General features: G+C 67.9%; 20 protein-coding genes and 1 tRNA gene. 8 read left to right on the forward strand and 13 right to left on the reverse strand.

What is annotated here, in order from left to right:
• Window positions 1-57: 57 nt before the first annotated feature.
• The 3 genes from ON29_RS27770 to ON29_RS27780 all read right to left on the reverse strand — a co-directional run bounded on the left by ON29_RS27770 (window position 58) and on the right by ON29_RS27780 (window position 4,424).
• Window positions 58-1,338, reverse strand: a complete 1,281-nt coding sequence (locus ON29_RS27770; RefSeq protein WP_040870788.1) for a YibE/F family protein — start codon at window positions 1,336-1,338, stop codon at window positions 58-60.
• A 391-nt stretch (window positions 1,339-1,729) separates the two neighbouring features.
• Window positions 1,730-2,983 (reverse strand): pyridoxal phosphate-dependent aminotransferase, encoded by a 1,254-nt coding sequence (locus ON29_RS27775; protein ID WP_040870789.1) that lies wholly within the window; start codon window positions 2,981-2,983, stop codon window positions 1,730-1,732.
• A 100-nt stretch (window positions 2,984-3,083) separates the two neighbouring features.
• Entirely contained in the window at window positions 3,084-4,424 is a 1,341-nt protein-coding gene (locus ON29_RS27780; protein ID WP_083864097.1) for an NsdA family TPR-like regulatory protein, read from the reverse strand.
• Window positions 4,425-4,654: 230 nt separating this feature from the next.
• On the opposite strand from ON29_RS27780, the gene ON29_RS27785 reads away from it, so the two are divergent.
• Window positions 4,655-5,104: a hypothetical protein gene (locus ON29_RS27785; RefSeq protein WP_040870793.1), complete on the forward strand. Its 450-nt coding sequence runs from the start codon at window positions 4,655-4,657 to the stop codon at window positions 5,102-5,104.
• Window positions 5,105-5,181: 77 nt separating this feature from the next.
• On the opposite strand, the gene dcd is transcribed toward ON29_RS27785, so the two are convergent.
• A complete protein-coding gene (dcd, locus tag ON29_RS27790; protein ID WP_040870794.1) occupies window positions 5,182-5,781 on the reverse strand; it encodes a dCTP deaminase in 600 nt (199 codons plus the stop codon).
• A 112-nt stretch (window positions 5,782-5,893) separates the two neighbouring features.
• Here dcd and ON29_RS27795 point away from each other — a divergent pair, with 112 nt between their 5' ends.
• The 4 genes from ON29_RS27795 (at window position 5,894) to ON29_RS27810 (ending at window position 8,289) form a co-directional block, all read left to right on the forward strand.
• A complete protein-coding gene (locus ON29_RS27795) occupies window positions 5,894-6,667 on the forward strand; it encodes an SDR family NAD(P)-dependent oxidoreductase (RefSeq protein ID WP_040870795.1) in 774 nt (257 codons plus the stop codon).
• Window positions 6,668-6,988: 321 nt separating this feature from the next.
• The gene (locus tag ON29_RS27800) at window positions 6,989-7,708 is read left to right on the forward strand and encodes a phosphatase PAP2 family protein (RefSeq protein ID WP_157172918.1); all 720 of its coding nucleotides are present in this window, start codon (window positions 6,989-6,991) and stop codon (window positions 7,706-7,708) included.
• Between the two features lie 66 nt (window positions 7,709-7,774).
• Window positions 7,775-7,848 (forward strand) — tRNA-Gly (locus tag ON29_RS27805).
• A gap of 165 nt (window positions 7,849-8,013) precedes the next feature.
• Window positions 8,014-8,289, forward strand: coding sequence for a hypothetical protein (locus tag ON29_RS27810; RefSeq protein WP_157172919.1), 276 nt, complete (start codon window positions 8,014-8,016; stop codon window positions 8,287-8,289).
• Between the two features lie 335 nt (window positions 8,290-8,624).
• On the opposite strand, the gene ON29_RS27815 is transcribed toward ON29_RS27810, so the two are convergent.
• On the reverse strand, window positions 8,625-9,734 hold the full coding sequence (locus ON29_RS27815) for a methyltransferase (RefSeq protein ID WP_040870798.1): 1,110 nt from the start codon (window positions 9,732-9,734) through the stop codon (window positions 8,625-8,627).
• Between the two features lie 340 nt (window positions 9,735-10,074).
• Here ON29_RS27815 and ON29_RS35080 point away from each other — a divergent pair, with 340 nt between their 5' ends.
• Window positions 10,075-10,341: a toxin HicA gene (locus ON29_RS35080; RefSeq protein WP_217999307.1), complete on the forward strand. Its 267-nt coding sequence runs from the start codon at window positions 10,075-10,077 to the stop codon at window positions 10,339-10,341.
• Window positions 10,341-10,691 (forward strand): type II toxin-antitoxin system HicB family antitoxin, encoded by a 351-nt coding sequence (locus tag ON29_RS27820; protein WP_051175638.1) that lies wholly within the window; start codon window positions 10,341-10,343, stop codon window positions 10,689-10,691. Before ON29_RS35080 ends, ON29_RS27820 begins: the two co-directional genes overlap by 1 nt.
• Before the next feature lie 16 nt (window positions 10,692-10,707).
• On the opposite strand, the gene ON29_RS27825 is transcribed toward ON29_RS27820, so the two are convergent.
• From ON29_RS27825 to ON29_RS27845, 5 genes are all read right to left on the reverse strand, one after another.
• Window positions 10,708-11,223 carry a flavin reductase family protein gene (locus ON29_RS27825; protein WP_040870800.1) on the reverse strand — a complete coding sequence of 172 codons (516 nt, stop codon included), beginning with the start codon at window positions 11,221-11,223 and terminating at the stop codon, window positions 10,708-10,710.
• Window positions 11,216-11,731, reverse strand: coding sequence for an NADPH-dependent FMN reductase (locus ON29_RS27830; RefSeq protein WP_040870802.1), 516 nt, complete (start codon window positions 11,729-11,731; stop codon window positions 11,216-11,218). Before ON29_RS27830 ends, ON29_RS27825 begins: the two co-directional genes overlap by 8 nt.
• A gap of 11 nt (window positions 11,732-11,742) precedes the next feature.
• A complete protein-coding gene (locus ON29_RS27835) occupies window positions 11,743-12,960 on the reverse strand; it encodes an SfnB family sulfur acquisition oxidoreductase (protein WP_040870804.1) in 1,218 nt (405 codons plus the stop codon).
• Window positions 12,960-14,075 (reverse strand): dimethylsulfone monooxygenase SfnG, encoded by a 1,116-nt coding sequence (gene sfnG, locus ON29_RS27840; protein ID WP_040870805.1) that lies wholly within the window; start codon window positions 14,073-14,075, stop codon window positions 12,960-12,962. The genes ON29_RS27835 and sfnG overlap by 1 nt, the downstream gene beginning before the upstream one ends.
• A 128-nt stretch (window positions 14,076-14,203) precedes the next feature.
• Window positions 14,204-15,595, reverse strand: a complete 1,392-nt coding sequence (locus ON29_RS27845) for a styrene monooxygenase/indole monooxygenase family protein (protein WP_040870806.1) — start codon at window positions 15,593-15,595, stop codon at window positions 14,204-14,206.
• Between the two features lie 98 nt (window positions 15,596-15,693).
• Here ON29_RS27845 and msrC point away from each other — a divergent pair, with 98 nt between their 5' ends.
• Complete coding sequence (gene msrC / locus ON29_RS27850; RefSeq protein ID WP_040870807.1) at window positions 15,694-16,176, forward strand: free L-methionine (R)-S-oxide reductase MsrC; 483 nt, start codon at window positions 15,694-15,696, stop codon at window positions 16,174-16,176.
• A gap of 53 nt (window positions 16,177-16,229) precedes the next feature.
• On the opposite strand, the gene ON29_RS27855 is transcribed toward msrC, so the two are convergent.
• The 3 genes from ON29_RS27855 to ON29_RS27865 form a co-directional block, all read right to left on the reverse strand.
• Window positions 16,230-17,663 (reverse strand): LLM class flavin-dependent oxidoreductase, encoded by a 1,434-nt coding sequence (locus ON29_RS27855; protein WP_040870917.1) that lies wholly within the window; start codon window positions 17,661-17,663, stop codon window positions 16,230-16,232.
• Window positions 17,660-18,877, reverse strand: coding sequence for an acyl-CoA dehydrogenase family protein (locus tag ON29_RS27860; RefSeq protein ID WP_040870919.1), 1,218 nt, complete (start codon window positions 18,875-18,877; stop codon window positions 17,660-17,662). The genes ON29_RS27855 and ON29_RS27860 overlap by 4 nt, the downstream gene beginning before the upstream one ends.
• 282 nt (window positions 18,878-19,159) lie before the next feature.
• Window positions 19,160-19,921 (reverse strand): ABC transporter permease, encoded by a 762-nt coding sequence (locus ON29_RS27865; protein ID WP_040870808.1) that lies wholly within the window; start codon window positions 19,919-19,921, stop codon window positions 19,160-19,162.
• Between the last annotated feature and the right edge of the window lie 9 nt (window positions 19,922-19,930).

The raw sequence follows: 19,930 nt of genomic DNA on the forward strand, positions 1-19,930 counted from the left end.
CGACCGAGGGCACCGTGAAATCAGACACTGACGTGCCGGACGCGGGGGCGGTGACGTTCAGGCCCTGGCGTGCCGGGCTCGGCGCGGACGCGGGGGCGGTGTGGGCTCTTTGGCCTTGAACGGCCGGGCCAGCAGCACCGCGATGCCCGTGGTCAACGGCACCGACAACGCCAGCGCGATACCGCCGACCGCCGAGCGCGCGATCTCGATGGCCACCGCGTCACCGGTCAGCACGTCGCGGATCGACCGTCCCGCCACGCTGAACAGCAGCAGCAGCGGCAGCGCCCCACCGGCGTAGGCCAGCACCAGCGTGTAGACGGTGCTGGCGATGTGGTCGCGCCCCACGCGCATGGCGGCGGCGAAAACCTCGCGCCGGGAGGCCGATTCGTCGAGGGCGGCCAGCTCGAACGCGGCCGACGCCTGCGTGATCGTCACGTCGTTGAGCACACCGAGCGAACCGATGATGAACCCGGCCAGCAGCAGGCCGGTGATGCTGACGTGCTCGATGTAGGTCGCGACGTTCGTGTTCTGTTCCTCGGAAAGCCCGGTCAGATGGGTGATCTCGATGGTGAGCCAGGACAGCGCGGCGGCGAGCAGCATCGAGGTCAGCGTGCCCAGCAGCGCCGAACTGGTGCGCAGGTTCACCCCGTGGGCCAGATACAGCACCGCGTAGAGGATCAGGGAGCCCGCGACCAACGCGACGGGGATCGCGGGTTTGCCGTCGAGCAAGGCGGGCAGCAGGAACATCACCAGCACCGCGAAGGCGAACACCAGGCCCAAGAGCGCACGGACGCCGCGCCAGCGCGCTACCGCGATGATCACCACCACGAAAACCACGACGATCAGCGTGAGCGGCATCCCGCGTGAGTAGTCCTCGAACGAGTACAGCGGCGTGCCGCTCGGATCGGTCTGGCGGACCAATCGCAGTTCGTCGCCCGCGTGCAGGTCGGGTTGCCCTGGGCCCGGGGCGATCTCCAGCAACGTGCGGTTGCCCTTGTGCGGCCCGGACTCGATCGAGATCAGGCTGCGCTGGCAGGTGTAGGCGGTGCTGCGCGGTGGCTCGGGCTTCTCGACGAACACCTTGCCCAGCGACGGGCTGCCGCACGGACCGACATCTTGCAGCACCACGGTGCCCGCCTCGGTCTGCACCGCGCCGCCGCCCGCGTTCTGCATCGGCAGCGGGATGTCGATGTGCTGCTTGCTCGGCCACAGCACGATCGCGGCGATGACGACGACGACCCCGATCACGGTCAGTAACCCGACGACCACGCGCGCCGCGGTCGCGCCGATCGCGATCGGCCCCGAATGATCGTGGTGATGGTGGTGGTGGTCGCTCACCGCGCTCCTACCTGTCAGATGTGGTTCTGCCCGGAGCGAGCCTAAAGGATTTCATTTTCAAGACCGTCGCGGCGTCGCCGAACACAGTGGATACACGGCCAGAGCGATCCGATCGAAAAAGAAAGGGATTTTAGAGGGGGCGGCGGAGAGCAGGGGGATGTCTCCGCCGCCCGCAGGGCAGGCGGCCCAGGGGGGTAGGCGGCCTAACCCGAGGCCGGATGTGCCCAGGGGGGGTAGGCAATCCGACCAGGCACTCAGAGTGCCGAGAACCACTGTACACAAAAGTACTTCTTTTGCGCTAGTTAGTCGCCAAACCCGACATGTATCCGTACATCGAGTTTGTTTACCGGCTGGAAGCCGGGCGATTATATGGTTCGCAGCCAACTTCTCACTACTGGCGATAGCTGGCGAGGAAGTTGCCGAAGCGTTCGATCGCGACCGCGAGATCCCGGGCCCATGGCAGCGTGACGATCCGCAAATGGTCGTGATCGGGCCAGTTGAAGCCGGTGCCCTGAACCATCAGGATCTTCTCCTGCAGTAGCAGATCCAGGATCAGCTTGGAGTCGTCGTAGATCTCGTAGACGTTCGGATCCAGCTTCGGGAACGCGTAGAGCGCGCCCTTCGGCTTCACACACGACACGCCGGGGATCATGTTCAACCGCTCCCAGGCGACGTCGCGCTGTTCGAGCAGCCTGCCGCCGGGCAGGATCAGATCCTCGATGCTCTGATGACCGCCGAGCGCGACCTGAATCGCATGCTGCGCGGGCACATTCGGGCACAACCGCGAAGAGGCGAGCAGGTCGATGCCCTCCAGGAAACCGGCCGCGTGCTCCTTCGGGCCGGTGATCGCCAGCCAGCCCGAGCGGTAGCCCGCGACCCGGTAGGCCTTGGACAGCCCGTTGAAGGTCAGGCACAGCAGGTCCGGCGCCATGGTGGCCAGCGAGATGTGCTTGGCGTCGTCGTAGAGGATCTTGTCGTAGATCTCGTCGGCGAGCAGCAACAGCTGATGCTTGCGCGCGAGGTCGGCGAGCTGCTGGAGCACCTCGGCGGAGTACACCGCGCCGGTGGGGTTGTTCGGGTTGATCACCAGCAGCGCCTTGGTGCGGTCGGTGATCTTCGATTCGATGTCCGCGATATCGGGCTGCCAGCCGTTGGCCTCGTCACACAGGTAGTGCACGGGCGTGCCGCCGGCCAGGCTGGTCATGGCGGTCCACAGCGGGTAGTCCGGGGCCGGGATCAGCACCTCGTCGCCGTTGTCCAGCAGGGCCTGCATGGTGATGGTGATCAGCTCGGAGACGCCGTTGCCGAGGTAGACGCCGTCCACGTCGAGTTCGGGGAAGCCGGGCACGAGTTCGTAGCGGGTCACGATCGCGCGCCGCGCCGACAGGATGCCCTTGGACTCGGAGTAACCCTGGGCGTACGGGAGCGCCGCGATGATGTCGCGCATGATCACGTCCGGCGCCTCGAACCCGAACGGGGCGGGGTTGCCGATATTGAGCTTGAGGATGCGATGGCCCTCCGCCTCCAGCCGTGCCGCGTGCGCGTGTACCGGTCCACGGATCTCGTAGACGACGTTCTGGAGCTTCGTGGACTGCTCCAGAACACGCGGGGGGCGGTGCGGATGATGAGGACTCACCCGTCCCATGGTGCCATCCGTCGCAACCGGATAAACCGTCACTCCGAGCTGGTCCCCGGGCTCCGTGCCCGCGACGGCGTCCCGGGCACAGCGAAGTGTGACACGTCACTCACTGGGCCGGGCCGCCCGGCGGGATGCCCTTCGCCGCGGTGGAGCCGCAGAATTCCTCGATCCGCTCGTCCAACCGGCGCGCCTCGACCGAGTCGCGGAAGGCCGGGGCCGCGATCCCCCTGCGCATATCGGTCAGCCGCTCCTCGAGCTGCGCGATGCGCTTGTCCTCGTCGAGCCCCAGCACCGGTTGCAGCGCCTCGGCCGCACCGTCCAGGCTGCCGTTGATCAGGTGGGCGGCCGCGCAGTCGACCCTGGCCAGGGCTTCCGCGCCGTAGGAGCGCTGTTCGGACGGCCCGTTCGAGTACAGCTCGATGGCTCGCTGCGTGGCGCCGAGCGCGCGTTCCGCCTGACCGAGGTGGATATAGGTGGCGCCGGCGTAGTAATTGGCCTTGGCGTCGTTGAACCCGAAGACCCCGCCGACTTCGTCGTGCAAGGTGTCGGTCGCGGCGATCTCGCGGGCGTCGTCGGCCGCCCGGACGCAGCGATCGGTGTCCGCGGCGCTGCCCAGCGCCGACCAGATGCGTGCCTCGATGTTGAGCAGGCGCACCTGCGCGGTCGCCGACTCGGCGAACTCCTGCCCGCTCTGGGCGAGCTGAACCGCCCGGCGGGGGCGCTGCGACCAATACTCGATCAGCGCGTGCATGCCGCGGGTCCAGGCGCGAAGCCCGTTGTGCCCGCACAGCTCCGCGTAGGCCCAGGCGGCACGGACCTGCTCCCCGGCCGCGTCGTAATAGCCCAGGTCGGTGCTCGCGTTGGCGAGCAGACCCGAGAGCGTGCCCGCCAAGAGATACAGATGACCGGTATCGGCGGGCCGCTGATGGCCTTCCAGCAATCGGTACACCCGGCGGCGCACCCGCACCATGTCCACCATCATCGGCACCGGCGGAATACGCACGTAGTCGTTCGCGATGCGCACCACATCCGCGTCGAGCTGTTCCAATGTGCTCGCACCGACATTGGTGCTCTCGGCCTTGCCGGCGTGCTCGCTGGCCTCGTGGGCAGCCGCCATGATCAGATCCCTCTCCGAAATCGCTGCTAACGCAACACCTCTCATCGCACCGGCGTCTATGAGAGCCAAAAGGTCCGCGTCACTCGAATAATCAACGCGCGCCGAGGCGTCGGCGCGCGCATCGAATCCCGGCGGGACGGCTCGATCGCTCGAGGGCTGATCGATCAAAGCCGCGAACCGGGCTCGCACCACCTCGTCGGACCTTGCCAGTGAGGTATCCAGAGCGGCTTGGTTGATCGGTCGTGGATGAACCCGGACGCCCCCGGCTTCCCACTTCGACACCAAGCGTTCGTGCACACCCAGATGGGCGGCGAATTCCCTGATGCTCATCCGCTTGGCATCGCGAAGGGCGCGGGCCTCTTTGCCTGACCAATGCCTGACCACGGTGCCATCCCTTCCGAACGAACCCCTTCCAGAGTACGAGCGCTTTGTGAGCGCGGCCACAGCTGAAATGTGACCGGTATCAAAGGCAGCGGAAGGGCAGCGGTAAGCGGGCTGACGGGCGATACCCAATCACGCTGCGGGCCGCCAACATTGAGTCGGAAGGCAAGGAGTTCGCCGTGAATGTCGAGAAACTCAGGACCGTGGACGATTGGGTGGCGTTCTATCGGCACGAGTTCGGGTTGCCGGTCACCGAGCGTGGCGGTTTCGCCATGCTGCCGGTCACCGGTCGCGTCTGCGTAGTCCACCTGCCGACCGCGCGTGCCGAAAAGGTCCGCGCCGCACTGGAACAGCAGGGAACGAGGGGTCCCATGTTGGCCAGGCAGATCCGATGGAGTTTCCTCGCCGAGCCCGACAGTCGACCGGGACCACAGGTGCTCGAGGTGCTCAATCGGCTGGATATCGGCCTGCCCGCCGTGGGCAGCGCCGTGATGTTGCCGACCGGTCTCGGTCGCTGGACCCGGGAAGGGTGCTTCTGGGTCAGCCCGCCGAGCCGCGGTGACGCGCTTCCACCGCTGTCCGTCATCCTCACTACGGCGCTCGCGGTGGGAGCGGGCGGCGGGGACTGATCACCTCCGCGATCAGATCCCCGCTGCCGTCCGCCGGGTCCGCTTCTCCCCCACAGTCGACGAAGCGGACCCGGCGGTCAGCGTGTTTCGGCGGCGTCGATCGCGGCGGCCGGAATCGGGAAGTTGAGATAGGACCGCGACGGAGTCGGCCCGCGCTGGCCCTGATACTTCGAACCCGCCACGGCGCTGCCGTACGGATGCTCCGCCGGGCTGGTCAGCCTGAGCAGGCACAACTGGCCGATCTTCATACCGGGCCACAGCGTGATCGGCAGATTGGCCACGTTGGACAGCTCCAGCGTGATGTGCCCGCTGAACCCGGGATCGATGAAGCCCGCGGTCGAGTGGGTCAGCAGGCCCAATCGGCCCAGGCTGGACTTGCCTTCCAACCGTCCGGCCAGATCGTCCGGCAGCGTGCACACCTCGAGGGTGGAGCCGAGCACGAACTCGCCGGGGTGCAACACGAACGGTTCACCGTCGGTCGGCTCGACCAGACTGGTGAGTTCGTCCTGCTGCTTCGCGGGATCGATGTGGGTATAGCGAGTGTTGTTGAACACCCGGAACATGCGGTCCAGGCGCACGTCGATGCTCGACGGCTGGATCAGGTTCTCCAGCAGCGGCTCGACCCCGAGACGCCCAGCGGCGATCTCCGCACGGATGTCACGATCGGAAAGCAGCACGCGACGAGCGTAGCGCCTGCTCGCCGGGGCCCCTCAGCGGCACAGTGATATAGAGAGAGCGATATCCTCGCATTCATTCGGGCGGCGCCGCCCGCGATCGGAGAGATGAACCATGACCGAGGGCTCGCTGTTCGACCTGACCGGCCACGTCGCCGTCGTCACCGGAGGCAACTCCGGCATCGGTCTCGGCTTCGCCCGTGGGCTCGCACGGGCCGGAGCCGGCGTCTGCGTGATCGGCCGCAACGCCGAGCGCAACGAGGCCGCCGCCGCCGAATTGAGCGCCTTCGGCGGCCGCGTGCTGGCGCTGAGCTGCGACGTGAGCGAGGAGCAGCAGGTGATCGACACCTTCGGGCGCGCGGCCGCCGAACTCGGCCGCATCGACTCCTGCTTCGTGAACGCCGGTGTCAGTCAGGGTTTCATCCCGTTCGTGGAGACCGATCTCGCGGAATTCCGCCGGGTCACCTCCCTCAACCTCGACGCCGCGTTCGTGACGCTGCGCGAAGCGGCGAAGGTCATGCTCGCCCAGGGTGAGGGCGGCAGCCTGGTCGCCACCGCGAGCCTCGCCGCCCAGCAGGGTGTTCCGCGCGGGCAGTCTTACGCGGCAAGCAAGGCGGGGCTGATCGCCATGGTCAACTCGATCGCGGTGGAGCTGGCCAAGCACGGCATCCGCGCGAACTCGGTGCTGCCCGGCTGGGTCGAGACGCCGATGACCGAGGGTGCCTTCGCCTGGGACCGTTTCCGCGAACGCGTCCACCCGAGGATCCCGGTTCGCCGCTGGGGCCTGCCGAGCGATTTCGAATCCGTCGCCGTCTACCTCGCCAGCCCCGCCAGCGCGTACCAGACCGGCGACACGCTCTTGATCGACGGCGGCTACAGCAAGTTCTGAAGTCGTCCGTGCAGCACTGCGGGGCTTGTTCCGCCAACCCGCCTTGCGCGGAGAGGCTGATGGCGCTTGTCCGCGCAGCCGACCGTGTCGCCCCGGTTGACGGAGACCATGTGCTCGCGCACCGAGAGGGAACCGAGGGCACTCGCCTTCGCCGGGATTCTCTCGACGACCAGCTCGATTCCCTGCCATCCGCTCGCACAACCGTCGCCGACGGCGACGGCGGGGCTTCCGCCTTCCCCCGGTTTTGGCAGACTGACAGGCGCCATTCGTGCCGGAAGCGGACGGGTTACCTACCAGCGTCCGGCATGGCAACGTGGAGTGGTGACCTCCCCTCGCATTCGTACCGCCATCGGAGTGCTCACCGCGCTGCTGGTGGTGTGCGCCGCGGCTCTTACGGCGGGTGTGGTCGGAGGCGGCGGCCCCGGCAAGGTCGATCGCGGCATCGCCGACTGGGCGATCGCGCACCGCAGCGACGCCCTCACCCCGGTCGCGGTGGTCGTCAGCGTGCTGGGCGGCACGCTCGCCATGACGGCCCTGGCCACCGTGACCTGCCTGGCGCTGTCCTGGCGGCGGCGGTGGACGTCGGCGGCGCTCGTCGCGACCACCGGGCTCGGCGGTGGGTTGCTGGTGCGCGGCGGCAAACGGCTGACCGACCGCGACCGCCCGCCCGTCGAGGAACACCTGATCAACGTGTCCAACCAGGCCTATCCATCCGGGCACAGCCTGGGCTCGTTCGTCGTGGTCGGCATCGTTCTGGTGGTCGCGCTACCCGGCATACACGGACCCGCCCTCCGCGCGTGCACAGCGATCGCCGCCGCCTTGTTCGTCGCAGCGGTCGGCCTGTCCCGCATCTACCTCGGCGTCCACTGGACCACCGACGTGCTCGGCGGCTGGTGCTTCGGCGCCCTCTGGCTCATCCTTTGCTTGACTGTCTACCGGTACTCGGTGTCCGGCGAGCCAGGCCCGACCCCGTCGCCGGACGGCTATCCCAGCGAAAATCCCGATAAGGCCGAGTCCACTTCCGGCCGTCGAGCGAAATAGCTTGACCGGCCTTTTCCCACCCCGCACGAAGCTTCTGCTACAGTCTCGATTGGCACATCTGCCTCTGCCGATGTAGTTCAATGGTAGAACTTCTGCTTCCCAAGCAGACAGCGCGGGTTCGATTCCCGTCATCGGCTCCACGCGAAGCCCGCCCTGGTCAGGGCGGGTTTTGTTTTGCGACCAGCACAACAGCAGGGCGCTGTACCCAATGCACCTCGCGGTGGCGCGCAGCTGAATCGGCCCAGGTCAGGCGGGTGCGGATCTGTTGCCGGACATGGTCGCTCGTGGATCCGTACACTCACGGCGTGGTTCCCACCAAGCGCCCATTCCCGCTGCTGCAACCCACATCGACGTCCGATCCTTCGGCCATTCGCTCCAACGATTGGACCGCGCTCCGGCCGCACCTAGGAATCGGCTACATCAACCGCCCCCGGAATGCTGCGGCGCTGATCGCCGACGTGGCCGCGCTGCGAGACCTACCGCCGGTCAGCGTGCACCTGAACAAGGTCGACCTCGTCGAGTTGCGCCGCGACGGCCGCCGGTATCGCTGGACCGACCGCGCCGTCCTACCCCTCGGCTGAGGGCTTAACCTTCCGGTGCCGAGAACTCTCGCGCGGACGACGACCACTCCTGCTGCCCGTAGTCGAGGCAGCGCTCATACTCACCGGCTGATCCGGGTGGGGCCGCTCCGTGTCCGGGCTCCGGTTGCGCCCGCCTCCGAATCGAGCATCGGGCGCATTCTGTGGCACAGGATCGATACGCCAACGACACTCGACGACAACTGCTTCACTGCGCGCCGATGCGGGGAAGTCATGAAATCCGTTGCGAGTGTTGCGGCCTTCGCCGCTGCGCGCGTAGGGGCAGTGAGTGGCACTGGCGAGGCGAATCGCGAGACGACCTCTCCGTCATGTGCCGCTCAACGCGGCACCAGGCGGTAGAGGGTGGTTGTTTCGGCGGCTCGGGCGGTGGCGAGGGGGGAGGTCGGGTCGTTGGCTCGGCTGTGGGTGGGCCGGGTGTCCAGGCGGGCCGCTGTTCGGAGGTTGGCGGTGGTGATGAGGGTGGGTAGTTCGTCGCGGGCGCGCAGGCCGAGGTGTTCGGGGAGGTCGGAGAGGATCAGCCAGCCTTCGCCGCCTGGGTTCAGGTGGGCGGGGAGGCCGGAGAGGAAGGCGTGCAGCATGGACGAGTTCTCGTCGTAGACACCGCTTTCCAGGGCGGAGGTGGGCGTGCCGGGGAGCCACGGTGGATTGCACACCACGAGATCGGCCTTGCCATCCGGGAAGAGAGCGGGGCCTTGTACAGCGACGGAGGACAGGCCCAGCCGGTCGAGGTTGGCGCGGGCGCAGGTGAGTGCGCGAACGCTGTTGTCGGTGGCGATTATTCTGCCGCATCCACGCCGAGCCAGGATCGCGGCGAGCACCCCGGTGCCCGTGCCGAGATCGAAGGCGGTCTCGGCGCGTGCGGGCAGGGGCGCGGTGGCGACGAGGTCGACGTACTCGCCCCGTACCGGGGAGAACACGCCGTAGTGCGGATGGATATGGTCGCCGAGGGCGGGCACGTACACGCCCTTCTCGCGCCATTGCGCCGCGCCGAGCACGCCGAGTAGCTCGGTGAGCGCGACCACCGTGCGCCCCTGCGGCAGGCCGTACGCCTCGGTGCACGCGCGCCGCACCTCGGGTGCGCGGCGCAACGCCAGGGAATAGTCGTCTTCCAGCAGCACGAGCAACTTGCCGAGCACTTCCGCGCGCCGACGACGCGACGCGCGATACCGGCCGAACGCTTCGGCCGAATCGTCGCCCGGCTGAACCTTCCGGTCCACCCGTCGGCCCATCGCACGCAGCAGTTGCCGCGCATTGTGGAAATCACCGCGCCACAGCAGGCCGGTCCCTGCTCGCGCCAGTCGACAAGCCGCGGCGGCGGTCGTCCGGTCGTCCGCCACCACGACCGGATCGGGTGGCGGCGCGCCGTTCGCCGAATGCCAGCGGGCGGTCGAGTAGATATCGTCTTCGGTCCAGGAAACGGTGGACACCGCGAACTCCTCGTGATCGAACGTGCATGGGCACGACGAGCACTTCGCCGCAGGGTCGCGAACACAGCTGTGCGGCTACCGCACAGGAATCACCTGGATCGGCTAGACCCGCGCCGAAGTGCGCGAGGAATCACCGAGAACCATGCCGAGCGTCACGACCGAACCCTTCCATGAGAGACGCCCGAGTCTGTCACAGCGCTCTCCGAGAAGCCGAATCCAAGGCCCTCGGACCGCCCGTGCGCATGTACAACCGGCGGACATGGCAGCCGCGGTATACGACCGCAGAGACCTTGCAAGTCACCCTTGCGAGGAGTGGTACTACAAGTAGTACCATTGGTCAGTGGGTAAACAGGAGAAGCTCCTGGCAAAGATGCGGGAATCACAAACGAACGTGAGCTACCAGGACCTTTACAACGTCTGCTGCGATCACTTCGGCCTCCCACGCCAGGAAGGCAGCAGTCATGCGGTGTTCAAGATGCCTTGGGCGGGTGACCCACGCGTGAATATTCAAAAGGGACGTGACGGTAATGCCAAGTCCTACCAAGTCAGGCAAGTGCTCGCAGCGATAGACAAGCTGCAGGAGATACAAGCAAAGGAGGATGCCTGATGTCCGACCTGCACCACCTACCGGACCATACGCACTACACGTACCGCGTCCTCTGGTCGCCCGAGGACCAGGAGTACGTCGGTCTGTGCGCCGAGTTTTCCTCGCTGTCGTGGCTGGCCCCGACGCAAGACGAGGCCCTTCAGGGCATCAGCGAACTCGTCCGCGACACCATCAAGGACATGGCGGTCAACAACGAGATCGTGCCGCGACCGCTCTCGGAGCGCAGCTACAGCGGAAAATTCATGGTGCGTGTTTCCACCGAACTGCACGCCAGGCTGGTACGGGAAGCCACCGAGATGAACGTTTCACTCAACCAACTGGTCAACCAGCGACTTGCGTCGCGCGGTTAGTCGGATCGCAGGACCGTCAGGCCGCCCCGTTGGCCGTTTCCGCGCGCAACCGGCGGAACTTGCTGCCGTGGAAAACCAGAGGGTCGACGTCGGTGCGGCTGGCGATGCGGTGGATACGCAGGATGACGACGGCATGGTCGCCTGCCGGGACATGCGCTTCCTGGACGCCCTCGATCCAGGCGGACGCGCCGTCGATGAACACGGCGTCGCCCGAACCGCGATGCAGCCGGATGTCGCGGAAGCGGTCGCCGTCGCGGGTGCCGAGCGAGCGGGCGGCGGCCTGCTGGTCGGTGCCGAGCAGGCTGAGGCCGAGGTGACTCGCGGCGGCGAGCTTGGGCCAGGTGGCCGAGGAGTTCTGCACGCAGAACGAGACCAGAGGCGGGTCCAGCGAGACGGGAACGAACGTGCTCACCGCCAGACCGTGCGGGGTTCCGTCGATTTCGGCGCACACCGCGACGACACCGCTGGGGAAATTGGCGAACGCGCGACGCAGGCCGGCTCCGTCGGCGGGAAATTCGAACAGGTCATGCATGATTCGCAGCCTTCGAGCTGTGGGCCAGTGCCTGGGCGACCGAACGCCACCGACCACTGTACCGGTCGATGACGCCGTCCTCGGCGAATGTGCGATCGGACAGGTAGAGCCCGGGCAGTGCGGTGGTGGCCCCGATTTCGACGAGCACGGGCTTGAGCAACAGGTCGGGTGCGAGGGCGTGGGCCGGTCCCGCGCCGAGCATCACCGGCACCGCGAGCACGCCTTCCAGGCCGGTTCCGCCCTCGAACTGTTCGAGGAACAGCTTCAGCAGCCCGGTATAGGTCGCCTTGAAGGTGGGACTGGCGAAGACCACGAGTTCCGAGCCGGCCACGGTGCGCACCGCCTCCGCCACGGCCGGGTCACCCCAGCCGAGCAGGCCGGGTCCGAACTCGACCAGGTCGATCACGGTGGGTTCCACCTCCGGCCGCAGCCCCTTCGCGACCAGGGTGGCCGCGGTGAGCGTGCGTGAGGCGGGTTTCGGATTTCCGACGACGACAGTGACTGTCATTCCGTCTCCTTTCAGATCACACCGTGCAGCGGCGGCGCGGCATCGTGCAGCAGGGCCCTGCCGATGTGCTGGTACTTCCAGCGCACCGGATCGTGCAGGGTGTGCGTGCGCGCGTTGCGCCAGAAGTGGTGCAAGTTCAGATCCGCTGCGGCGCTGCGCGTTCCCGCGACTTCGAACAGCGCGGCGGACACGTCGTTGGCCGCGCGGTCGGCGAGCACTTTGGCGGTCGCCACGGCCAGCGACGCCCGGGCGACGCCGTCGACACCCTGATCGGTCCTGGTGGCCGCGTCCACGGCCCATCCGGCCGACGAGAGCGTCGCCTCGGCGGCGGTGACCGCGACCGACAGCTCACCGAAGCGCTGGATCAACAGCGGGTCGTCCACCGCGTTCGCCACCCCTGCCTCGAACCACGGGCGGCTTCTCGTGCGCACGAACTCCGTGGCGGCGCCGAGCGCACCCCGCGCGATGCCGGTGTCGATGGCGGCGTGCAGCAGCTGCGCGAACGCTCCGTAGCCGGTGGGTGCGCGTACCGCGCCGGAGCGGGGGACCACCTGGTCGCGGTCGACGAGCACCTCCTCGAAGGACACCGTTCCGCTGCCGGTGGTGCGCTGCCCGAGCCCGTTCCAGTCGTCCACCACGCGCACACCGGGGGTGTTCGCGGGCAGGTAGGCGATGTATTCCCCGGGCTCGAGGTCCGCGCGTCCCTCGGGATCGTCCAGCCGGGTCAGCACCGCGAACAGGTCGGCGAACAGCGATCCGGTGCAGTAGTACTTCACGCCGTCCACGCGGAATCGGTCACCGGCGGGCCGCAACGTGGTCGCGATATCGGCGACGGTCGCGCCGCCGCGCTCGGACTGCGCGTTGGCGATGCGCCCGCCGTCGAGCACCCGGCCGAAGTATCGCTCCTGCTGCTGCGGCGTGCCCGCGAGCCGGAGCAGGTTCACATACACGAAGTGGCTGTGCGGGATCTGCGCGATGTTCGGGTCGGCGGTGGCGAGAATTCGCGTCACTTCCGCGACCGCGCTCGGCGGCAGATCCGCGCCACCGTAGGCCGCGGGCACGGTGATCGCGAGCAAGCCACTGGCCGCCAGCCGATCGACCTCCGCGTACGGCAGCAGGCGATCCCGGTCGCGTTCCGCGGCGCCCGGCGCGAAGTCCGCCGCCAGCCGCTGCGCGACCGCGAACGCCTGTGCCGCCGACAGGATGCGATCGGCGGCGACCGCGGTCATCAGTTCACCGCCGCGACAGGCCGCTGCGCGGCTTCCAGCTCGCGCACCAGCGGGAGCACCTTCGCGCCGAAGTACTCGATCTCCTCCTGGAAGTGCAGGAAGCCGCCGAGGACCAGGTCGACACCGAGCTGCTTGTAGGCGACGATCCGCTCGGCCACCTGCTCCGGCGTACCGATCAGCTGGGTGCGGAAACCGTCGTTGTACTGCACCAGGTCTTCGAACGTCGAGTCGGCCCACATGCCCTTGCGATCCTTGGTGGACGCGCCGGCCTGCTGCACCGCGTCCCGGAAACCCTCCACCGCGGGCTTGTTCGCCTTCGCGACGATCTCGCGCAGGGTATCGCGGGCCTCCTTTTCGGTATCGCGGGCGATGATGAAGCCGTTGAGCCCGAATTTCACCTCGCGATCGTGGGCACGTGCGACGGCACGCAGGTCGTCGAGCTGTTCGGTGACGCCGTCGAAGTCCTTGCCGTTGGAGAAGTACCAGTCGGCGTGGCGTCCGCCGTTGCGCCGGGCGGCGGTCGAGTTACCGCCTTGGAACAGTTCGGGATTGGGGCGCTCGGAGGTGTTCAACGGCTTGGGCTTCAGGGTGAAGTCCCGGATGCGGTAGAAGTCGCCGCCGTAGTTCACGTTGTCCTCGGTCCAGATCTTGCGGATCACCTCGAGGAATTCCGCGCTGCGCCGGTAGCGCTCGTCGTGCTCGAGCCACGGCTCGCCGAGCGCGGTGAATTCTCCGGCGAACCAGCCGGAGACGACGTTGATGGCGAACCGGCCGTTGGACAAGTGATCGGCGGTGGCGCCGAACTTGGCGAGCACCGCCGGGTGCCACAGCCCGGGATGCACGGCCGCGATGACCTTCAGCCGTTCGGTGGCGCCGAGCAGCGCGAGACTGAACGAGGTCGATTCGTGCTGGTATTCGGCGCCGTAGGAGGCGGTGTAGCGCACCTGGGACAGCGCGTAGTCGAAGCCGTTGTTCTCCGCGGTCCGCGCGAGCTTCTTGTTGTACTCGAAATCCCAGCCGGTGCGCTGTTCGATGTCACTGGTGACCAATCCCCCGCTGACGTTGGGCACCCAGTAGGCGAACCGGATCTGCTCGGCGATCTGCTCCGTGGTCATAGCTGCTCCATGGTTTTCGGGGGGAAGCCGTCGGATCGGAGGCCGGACGCCACGCATGCGTCCGGCGCTCCTCTCACTCCAGCACCGGCCCCCGGTCGGGACGAGGTTTTGAATCTGTGCGATTCGGATCAGGCGTCGGCGAGCGCGGCCGAGTAGCTCGACCTGCTGAACGTGCCCGCGGGCGCGAACCGGCCCAGCAGCGCGGCGGCGTCCTCGCCGGTGACCCGCGTGATGAACTCGGCGGCCGCTTCCGGCGAGTCGACCGGCAGGAACGGCTGCGGACGATGCAGCAGGCCGACCAGCGCCGATGCGAACGCCGGTGCCACGGCCGCCGCGGCGAAGAACGCGTTGCCGATCTCGCCCAGCTCGGGATCGCTGAGGAACAGCCTGGTCACCTTGTTGGCCGCGTCACCACGGGCGGCCAGGAACGCCGCGTACTGCCGCTCGATCCACGCCTCGTCGAACGGTCCGTCGTGCACGGCGGCCGCCGCGACCAGCCGCTGAGCCTGGATCAGGCCGCTCTGCGCGCCCTGTCCGGCGATCGGGTCGTAGGCGATGGCGGTGTCACCGAGCGCGGCGACCACGTGCCCGCCCGCCGTGCGCCCCACACCCGACCGCACCACCGGGCGCACAGCGCCTTTCAGCCACGAGTGCGGGTCCTCGGGGATGGTCGTGGTGGCCAGCACCTCCGGCAGATCCCAGTCGATGTAGTCGCGGTAGAGGTCTTGCACGATGCGGTGCGCCGACTCGGCGGAGTCCGCGGCGGCGAAACGCTTCTCCCAGTCGCTGCCGGGACGCGCCCAGCCGAGGAACGCCCAGCTCGGCCCCGCGTCCTTGTGCAGATAGGGGCCCCACCACCCTTCACCCTGGTCGGCGAGGATGGAGAAGCCGCTGTGCGCGCCGCCCGCGACGCTGCGATGGGCGAAAACGTTCTCGTCGTGGCCGATTCCGGTCACGGTGACGGTGAGCAGCGAGCGCTGCGGCGCGTCGTAGGGGGTGCGCCGCGCGTCGACGGGGAACAGGTCCGACAGTCCCCCACGTCCGGTCGCGACCAACGTGAGGTCGTTGGCGGCGGCGATGCCGTCGAGCGTCTCCGGCGTCACCTGCTCGACCACGAACCGGCCGCCGCGCTCCAGGAACGCGGTGAGCCGCTCGTCGGCCTTGAGCCTGGTGTCCACCGCCACGCCGACGTATCCGTCGAAATGACCGTCGAATTGGATCAATTCGGGACGATCGGGTCCGGGTCCGGCGATGCGCACACTCAGGCCGGTGTGCCGGGGCGCCCGCGCGGTGTAGCTGTCCAATCCCAGCGCGGCCTCGGCCTGCTGGGTCTCACCGAATTCGAGCGCGGTGCCGGTGGCGGGCACATCGTCACGCAAGGAGCGCTGATCGCGCTCGCTGTAGATGGTGACGTCGAAACCGGCGTCGAGAAGTCCTAGCGCCGCAGTGACGCCGGTCTGTCCGGCGCCGATAACCGCGGCCGAACGAGTGGAACGGGAAACGGATTGCTGCGATGTCATGCAGGGATGATGCGATGCCCGCCGGGTGCGGGCAGAGTGTTGCGATCACCGAGAATGAATGGGCAGACAGCGAATTCCGAGCGCGTACCATTCGGGCCATGTCGTTCGTCGCCGCCGATCTGACCGGAGACCGCCCGGAGCAGTACCGACAGCTCGCCGCGCAGGCCGAGGCGCTGGTCGCGGGCGAGACCGACCGCATCGCGAACGCCGCCAATCTCTCCGCGCTGGTATTCCGCGCGCTACCCGATGTGAATTGGGTGGGTTTCTATTTCTACGACGGGCGGGAATTGGTGGTCGGCCCGTTTCAGGGCAAGCCCGCATGCGTGCGCATCGCGCTCGGAAAAGGCGTGTGCGGCACCGCGGCCGAATCCAGGACCACCCAACTCGTGCCGGATGTGCACGCGTTCGACGGCCATATCGCCTGTGATGCCGATACGCGTTCGGAAATCGTCGTGCCGCTGGTCCGGGGCGGGGATCTGATCGGGGTTTTCGATCTCGACAGTCCGCGGCCGGGCCGATTCGATGACATCGATCGGGCGGGGCTGGAGGCGGTAGCCGGGATATTCCTCGCCGCTGTCTGATCGCGTCGCCGGGCAGCGCCGGACCGGGAGGCTTCCGGCGCCGTCCGACTACGTCACGAGTGCGTCTCGGCCGTTGCCCCCGCTCGCGAAACCTCGTCCGGCAAAGCGGTCGAGCCTGCGCCACCCAACCGGTAGCTCGCGCCGCGGTGTTCCGCGGGCAACCGGTCACCCGCGCCGAACAGCGCATTGCGCAGGGTGCCCGGCACGTATTCCTCGGTGTAGGCGCCTCGCGCGGTCAACGCCGGAACGACATGCCGCACAATGTCTTCGAACGAGCCCGGGGTGATCGCGTAGGCCAGGTTGAACCCGTCCAGATCGGTCTCGGCGGCCCACTCCTGGAGCAGATCGGCGACCGTCTCCCCGGAGCCGACGAACACCGGGCCCATGCCGCCGATCCCGGCCCACTTGCCGATATCGCGGACGGTCCACTCCCGGCCGTCGTCGTCGAACTCCTGGAACGCCGCGACCGCCGACTGGATCGCGTTGCTCTCCACCTGGCCGATCGGGTCGTCGAGGTCGTAGCGGGACAGGTCGATGCCCATCCAGCCGGACATGAACACCAAACCGCCTTCGACACTCGCGTAGGACAGGTACTCCTCGTGCTTGCGCCGTGCCGCCTCGTCGGTCGCGTCGGTGATGATCGTCGCGAGGGCGTAGACGCGCGCCGCGTCCCGGGCCCGGCCTGCCGCTTCCAGCGCGTCCCTGATCCGGGCGACCGTCTGCGCGAGCACCCGTTTCGATGGACCGGCGATGAAGATGGCTTCCGCGTTCTCCGCCGCGAACCGCACGCCGCGCGGCGAGGCTCCCGCCTGGTAGATCACCGGCGTCCGTTGCGGCGACGGCTCCGAGAGATGGATGCCCGGCACGGTGTAGTGCGTGCCGCGATGACCGATGTGGTGCACCTTGGCCGGGTCGACGTAGACGCCCGCGGTCGCGTCGCGGACCACCGCGTCGTCCTCCCACGAGCCTTCCCACAGCTTGTACAGCACCTCGAGGTACTCGTCGGCCTGGTTGTAGCGCTCGTCGTGATCGAGCTGGTCGGCGGCGCCGAAGTTGCGTGCCGCCGAGGGCAGATAGCCGGTCACCACATTCCAGCCGAGCCTGCCGTCGGTGAGATGGTCGAGCGTCGACAACCGCCGCGCGAACGGGTACGGGTGCTCGAAGCCGGTGCCGGTGGTGATGCCGAACCCGAGATGCTCGGTCACCGCTGCCATGGCGGAGACCAGCAGCAGCGGGTCGGCCACCGGGATCTGCGCGCCTTGGCGCAACGCGGCGATGTCGTTGCCGCCGTAGACGTCATAGGTGCCCAGCACGTCGGCGATGAAGATACCGTCGAAACGGCCGCGTTCCAGCAGCTTCGCCAGCTCGGTCCAGTAGCCCAGCTCTTTGTAGCGGTGCGACTGGTCGTCGGGATGCCGCCACAGCCCGGGTGACTGATGGGCGACACAGTTCATGTCGAAAGCGTTGAACCGGATGCGGCGGGTCACTGCGCCGCTCCCCCGGTGCGCTCCCCCGCGCTCCACGCGAACGGCAGGTCGGCGCCATTGAGCAGATGATCGCCAATGGCCCGCGCCTTCTGGATCGCGGGGTTGTGCACCGAGATGGTGCGGGCGTTGCGCCAGTGCCGATCCAACCGCAGCCGTTCGGCGACCACCGAAGCACCGCCCACTTCGAACAGCAGCGACGTGGCGGGCAGCACCAGGTCGATGACGGCCAGCTGAGCCCGGGCCGCGGCGAGTTCGGCCGCCACCAGGGCGCTCTCGTCCTTCGCGCCGCCCGCGAGCACCGCGTCGAGCACGTCGGCGACGGCGAGCACACTGGCTTCGGCGGCGAACGCGGCCGCCGAGAGGCGCCCGATCACCTGCTGCACCAGCGGGTCGTGCCTGGGCAGGTCGGCGGTGGAGTGCGTGTAGCCGCGGGTGCGCGCCGCGACCCACTCCCGGATGTCGCGCTCGGCGCGCTTGGCGATGCCCGCGAGCACCGAGAGCTGGACCAGTTGCAGATAGGAGGTCGCGTAGGTCGGGCCGGGCGCGCCGTAGCCGGGACCGAGAATTCGATCCTCGGTCACCACCACGTCGGTGAATTCGGTGGTGCCGCTGGCCGTCAGCCGCTGGCCGAAGCCGTCCCAGTCGTCGTGCTGACGCACTCCCTCGGCGTGCGCGTCCACCAGGACGCCGACGCGCTCACCGTCGCGATCGGCGGCGGCCAGGATGTAGTCCGCGTACAGCGAGCCCGTGCTGTAGTACTTCACACCGTTGAGCAACCACCGTCCGCCGTCTTCGGTGAGTGTGGTGCGGTAGCGGTCCACCGCGCCGACGCCCGGTTCGGTGATCGCGTTGCCCACCAGCGTGCCCTCGGCCACCGCACGCAACCAACGTTCCCGCTCGGGCCCCTGGTCGGCCAGCAGTTGGTCCTCGACGAACGAGAAGTGCACCCGCAGCGCCTGCGGCAGGTTCGATTCGGCGGCGGCGAGTTCGATGAGCAACCGGAACAGCTGCCGGACGGTGACGCCGTATCCGCCGGACTCGACCGGAACGCGCAGCGCGCCGAATTTCGCCGCACGCAGCTCGCCGACCTCGTCGTAGGGCAGGGTGCGATCGATTTCTCGCGCTACGGCGCCCTGGGCGATCCGGTCGAATATCGGGCCGAAGATCGCATCCAGTTCGGAGTCGGTAGTGGATTTCGCCTCGGTGGTCGTCATCAGCTCACGATCGCGCACCACGGCCGGGTGCTCACGGGTTGCGCGCAGCGCGATCGAAATGCGGACCCGTGTCCGTCGGTCGAGCTACCGAGCGGGTGGCTGCGGGCCCGGCATCCTGCACACCCGAACAAGCGGTTGGGCACCGGCATTGAGTGTGCTCATCGCCCTGACCCTCCTCCAGGCCGCAGCGGAGCCGGGGCCGGACGGCCCCGGATCGTCGGACCGGCCCGGCAGCCCATCCAGGGGGCCGAGCCGGCTCACGACAGGCTCGGCCGATGCCGCTCAGGAAATCTTGCGGCGGTAGGCGTGCATGGCGAAGAGGTAGGCGACGATGAGGATGCCGACGCACCAGGCGAGGGCGATCCAGATGTCGGTGCCGACGGGCTGCTGCGTGAACAGGTTACGAATGGCGTCGATGATGGAGGTCACCGGCTGGTGTTCGGCGAAGGCTCGCAGCGGGCCGGGCATGGTGTCGGTGGGTACGAAGGCCGAGCTGATGAAGGGCAGGAAGATCAGCGGGTAGGAGAAGGCACTCGCGCCGTCCGGGGTCTTCGCGGACAGACCGGGGATGACCGCGATCCAGGTCAGCGCGAGGGTGAACAGGATCAGGATGCCCGCGACCGCGAGCCAGGCCGATATTCCGGCCCCTGAGCGGAAGCCCATGAGCAGGGCGACGAGCACGACCACCACAAGCGAGATCACGTTGGCGACCAGCGAGGTCAGCACGTGCGCCCACAGGACCGACGACCGGGCGATGGGCATGGATTGGAATCGCTCGAAGATGCCGCTCTTCATATCCAGGAAGAGCCGGAACGCGGTGTAGGAGATGCCCGAAGCGATGGTGATGAGCAGGATGCCGGGCAGCAGGTACTGCACGTAGGAGTCCGACCCCGAGTCGATCGCGCCGCCGAAGACGTAGACGAACAGCAGCATGAATGCGATCGGCATGATCGTGGTCGTGATGATGGTGTCCACGCTGCGCGTGATGTGGCGCAGGGATCGGCCGAGCAGCAGCGTGGTGTCGGCGAAGAAATGCGTGGTCATCGTTGTTCC

The sequence above is a fragment of the Nocardia exalbida NBRC 100660 genome, from assembly GCF_000308575.1.
Taxonomy (GTDB): Bacteria; Actinomycetota; Actinomycetes; order Mycobacteriales; family Mycobacteriaceae; genus Nocardia; species Nocardia exalbida.

What these genes read in the sequence shown, in the direction of transcription:
- ON29_RS27820 (WP_051175638.1), top strand. Translation starts at nt 10,341, where the DNA reads ATGTCCGACCTGCACCACCTACCGGACCATACGCACTACACGTACCGC.
- ON29_RS27825 (WP_040870800.1), bottom strand. Translation starts at nt 11,223, where the DNA reads ATGCATGACCTGTTCGAATTTCCCGCCGACGGAGCCGGCCTGCGTCGC.
- ON29_RS27830 (WP_040870802.1), bottom strand. Translation starts at nt 11,731, where the DNA reads ATGACAGTCACTGTCGTCGTCGGAAATCCGAAACCCGCCTCACGCACG.
- ON29_RS27865 (WP_040870808.1), bottom strand. Translation starts at nt 19,921, where the DNA reads ATGACCACGCATTTCTTCGCCGACACCACGCTGCTGCTCGGCCGATCC.
- msrC (WP_040870807.1), top strand. Translation starts at nt 15,694, where the DNA reads ATGTCGTTCGTCGCCGCCGATCTGACCGGAGACCGCCCGGAGCAGTAC.
- ON29_RS27780 (WP_083864097.1), bottom strand. Translation starts at nt 4,424, where the DNA reads ATGAGCATCAGGGAATTCGCCGCCCATCTGGGTGTGCACGAACGCTTG.
- ON29_RS27835 (WP_040870804.1), bottom strand. Translation starts at nt 12,960, where the DNA reads ATGACCGCGGTCGCCGCCGATCGCATCCTGTCGGCGGCACAGGCGTTC.
- ON29_RS27795 (WP_040870795.1), top strand. Translation starts at nt 5,894, where the DNA reads ATGACCGAGGGCTCGCTGTTCGACCTGACCGGCCACGTCGCCGTCGTC.
- ON29_RS27775 (WP_040870789.1), bottom strand. Translation starts at nt 2,983, where the DNA reads ATGGGACGGGTGAGTCCTCATCATCCGCACCGCCCCCCGCGTGTTCTG.
- ON29_RS27845 (WP_040870806.1), bottom strand. Translation starts at nt 15,595, where the DNA reads ATGACATCGCAGCAATCCGTTTCCCGTTCCACTCGTTCGGCCGCGGTT.
- ON29_RS27860 (WP_040870919.1), bottom strand. Translation starts at nt 18,877, where the DNA reads ATGACGACCACCGAGGCGAAATCCACTACCGACTCCGAACTGGATGCG.
- sfnG (WP_040870805.1), bottom strand. Translation starts at nt 14,075, where the DNA reads ATGACCACGGAGCAGATCGCCGAGCAGATCCGGTTCGCCTACTGGGTG.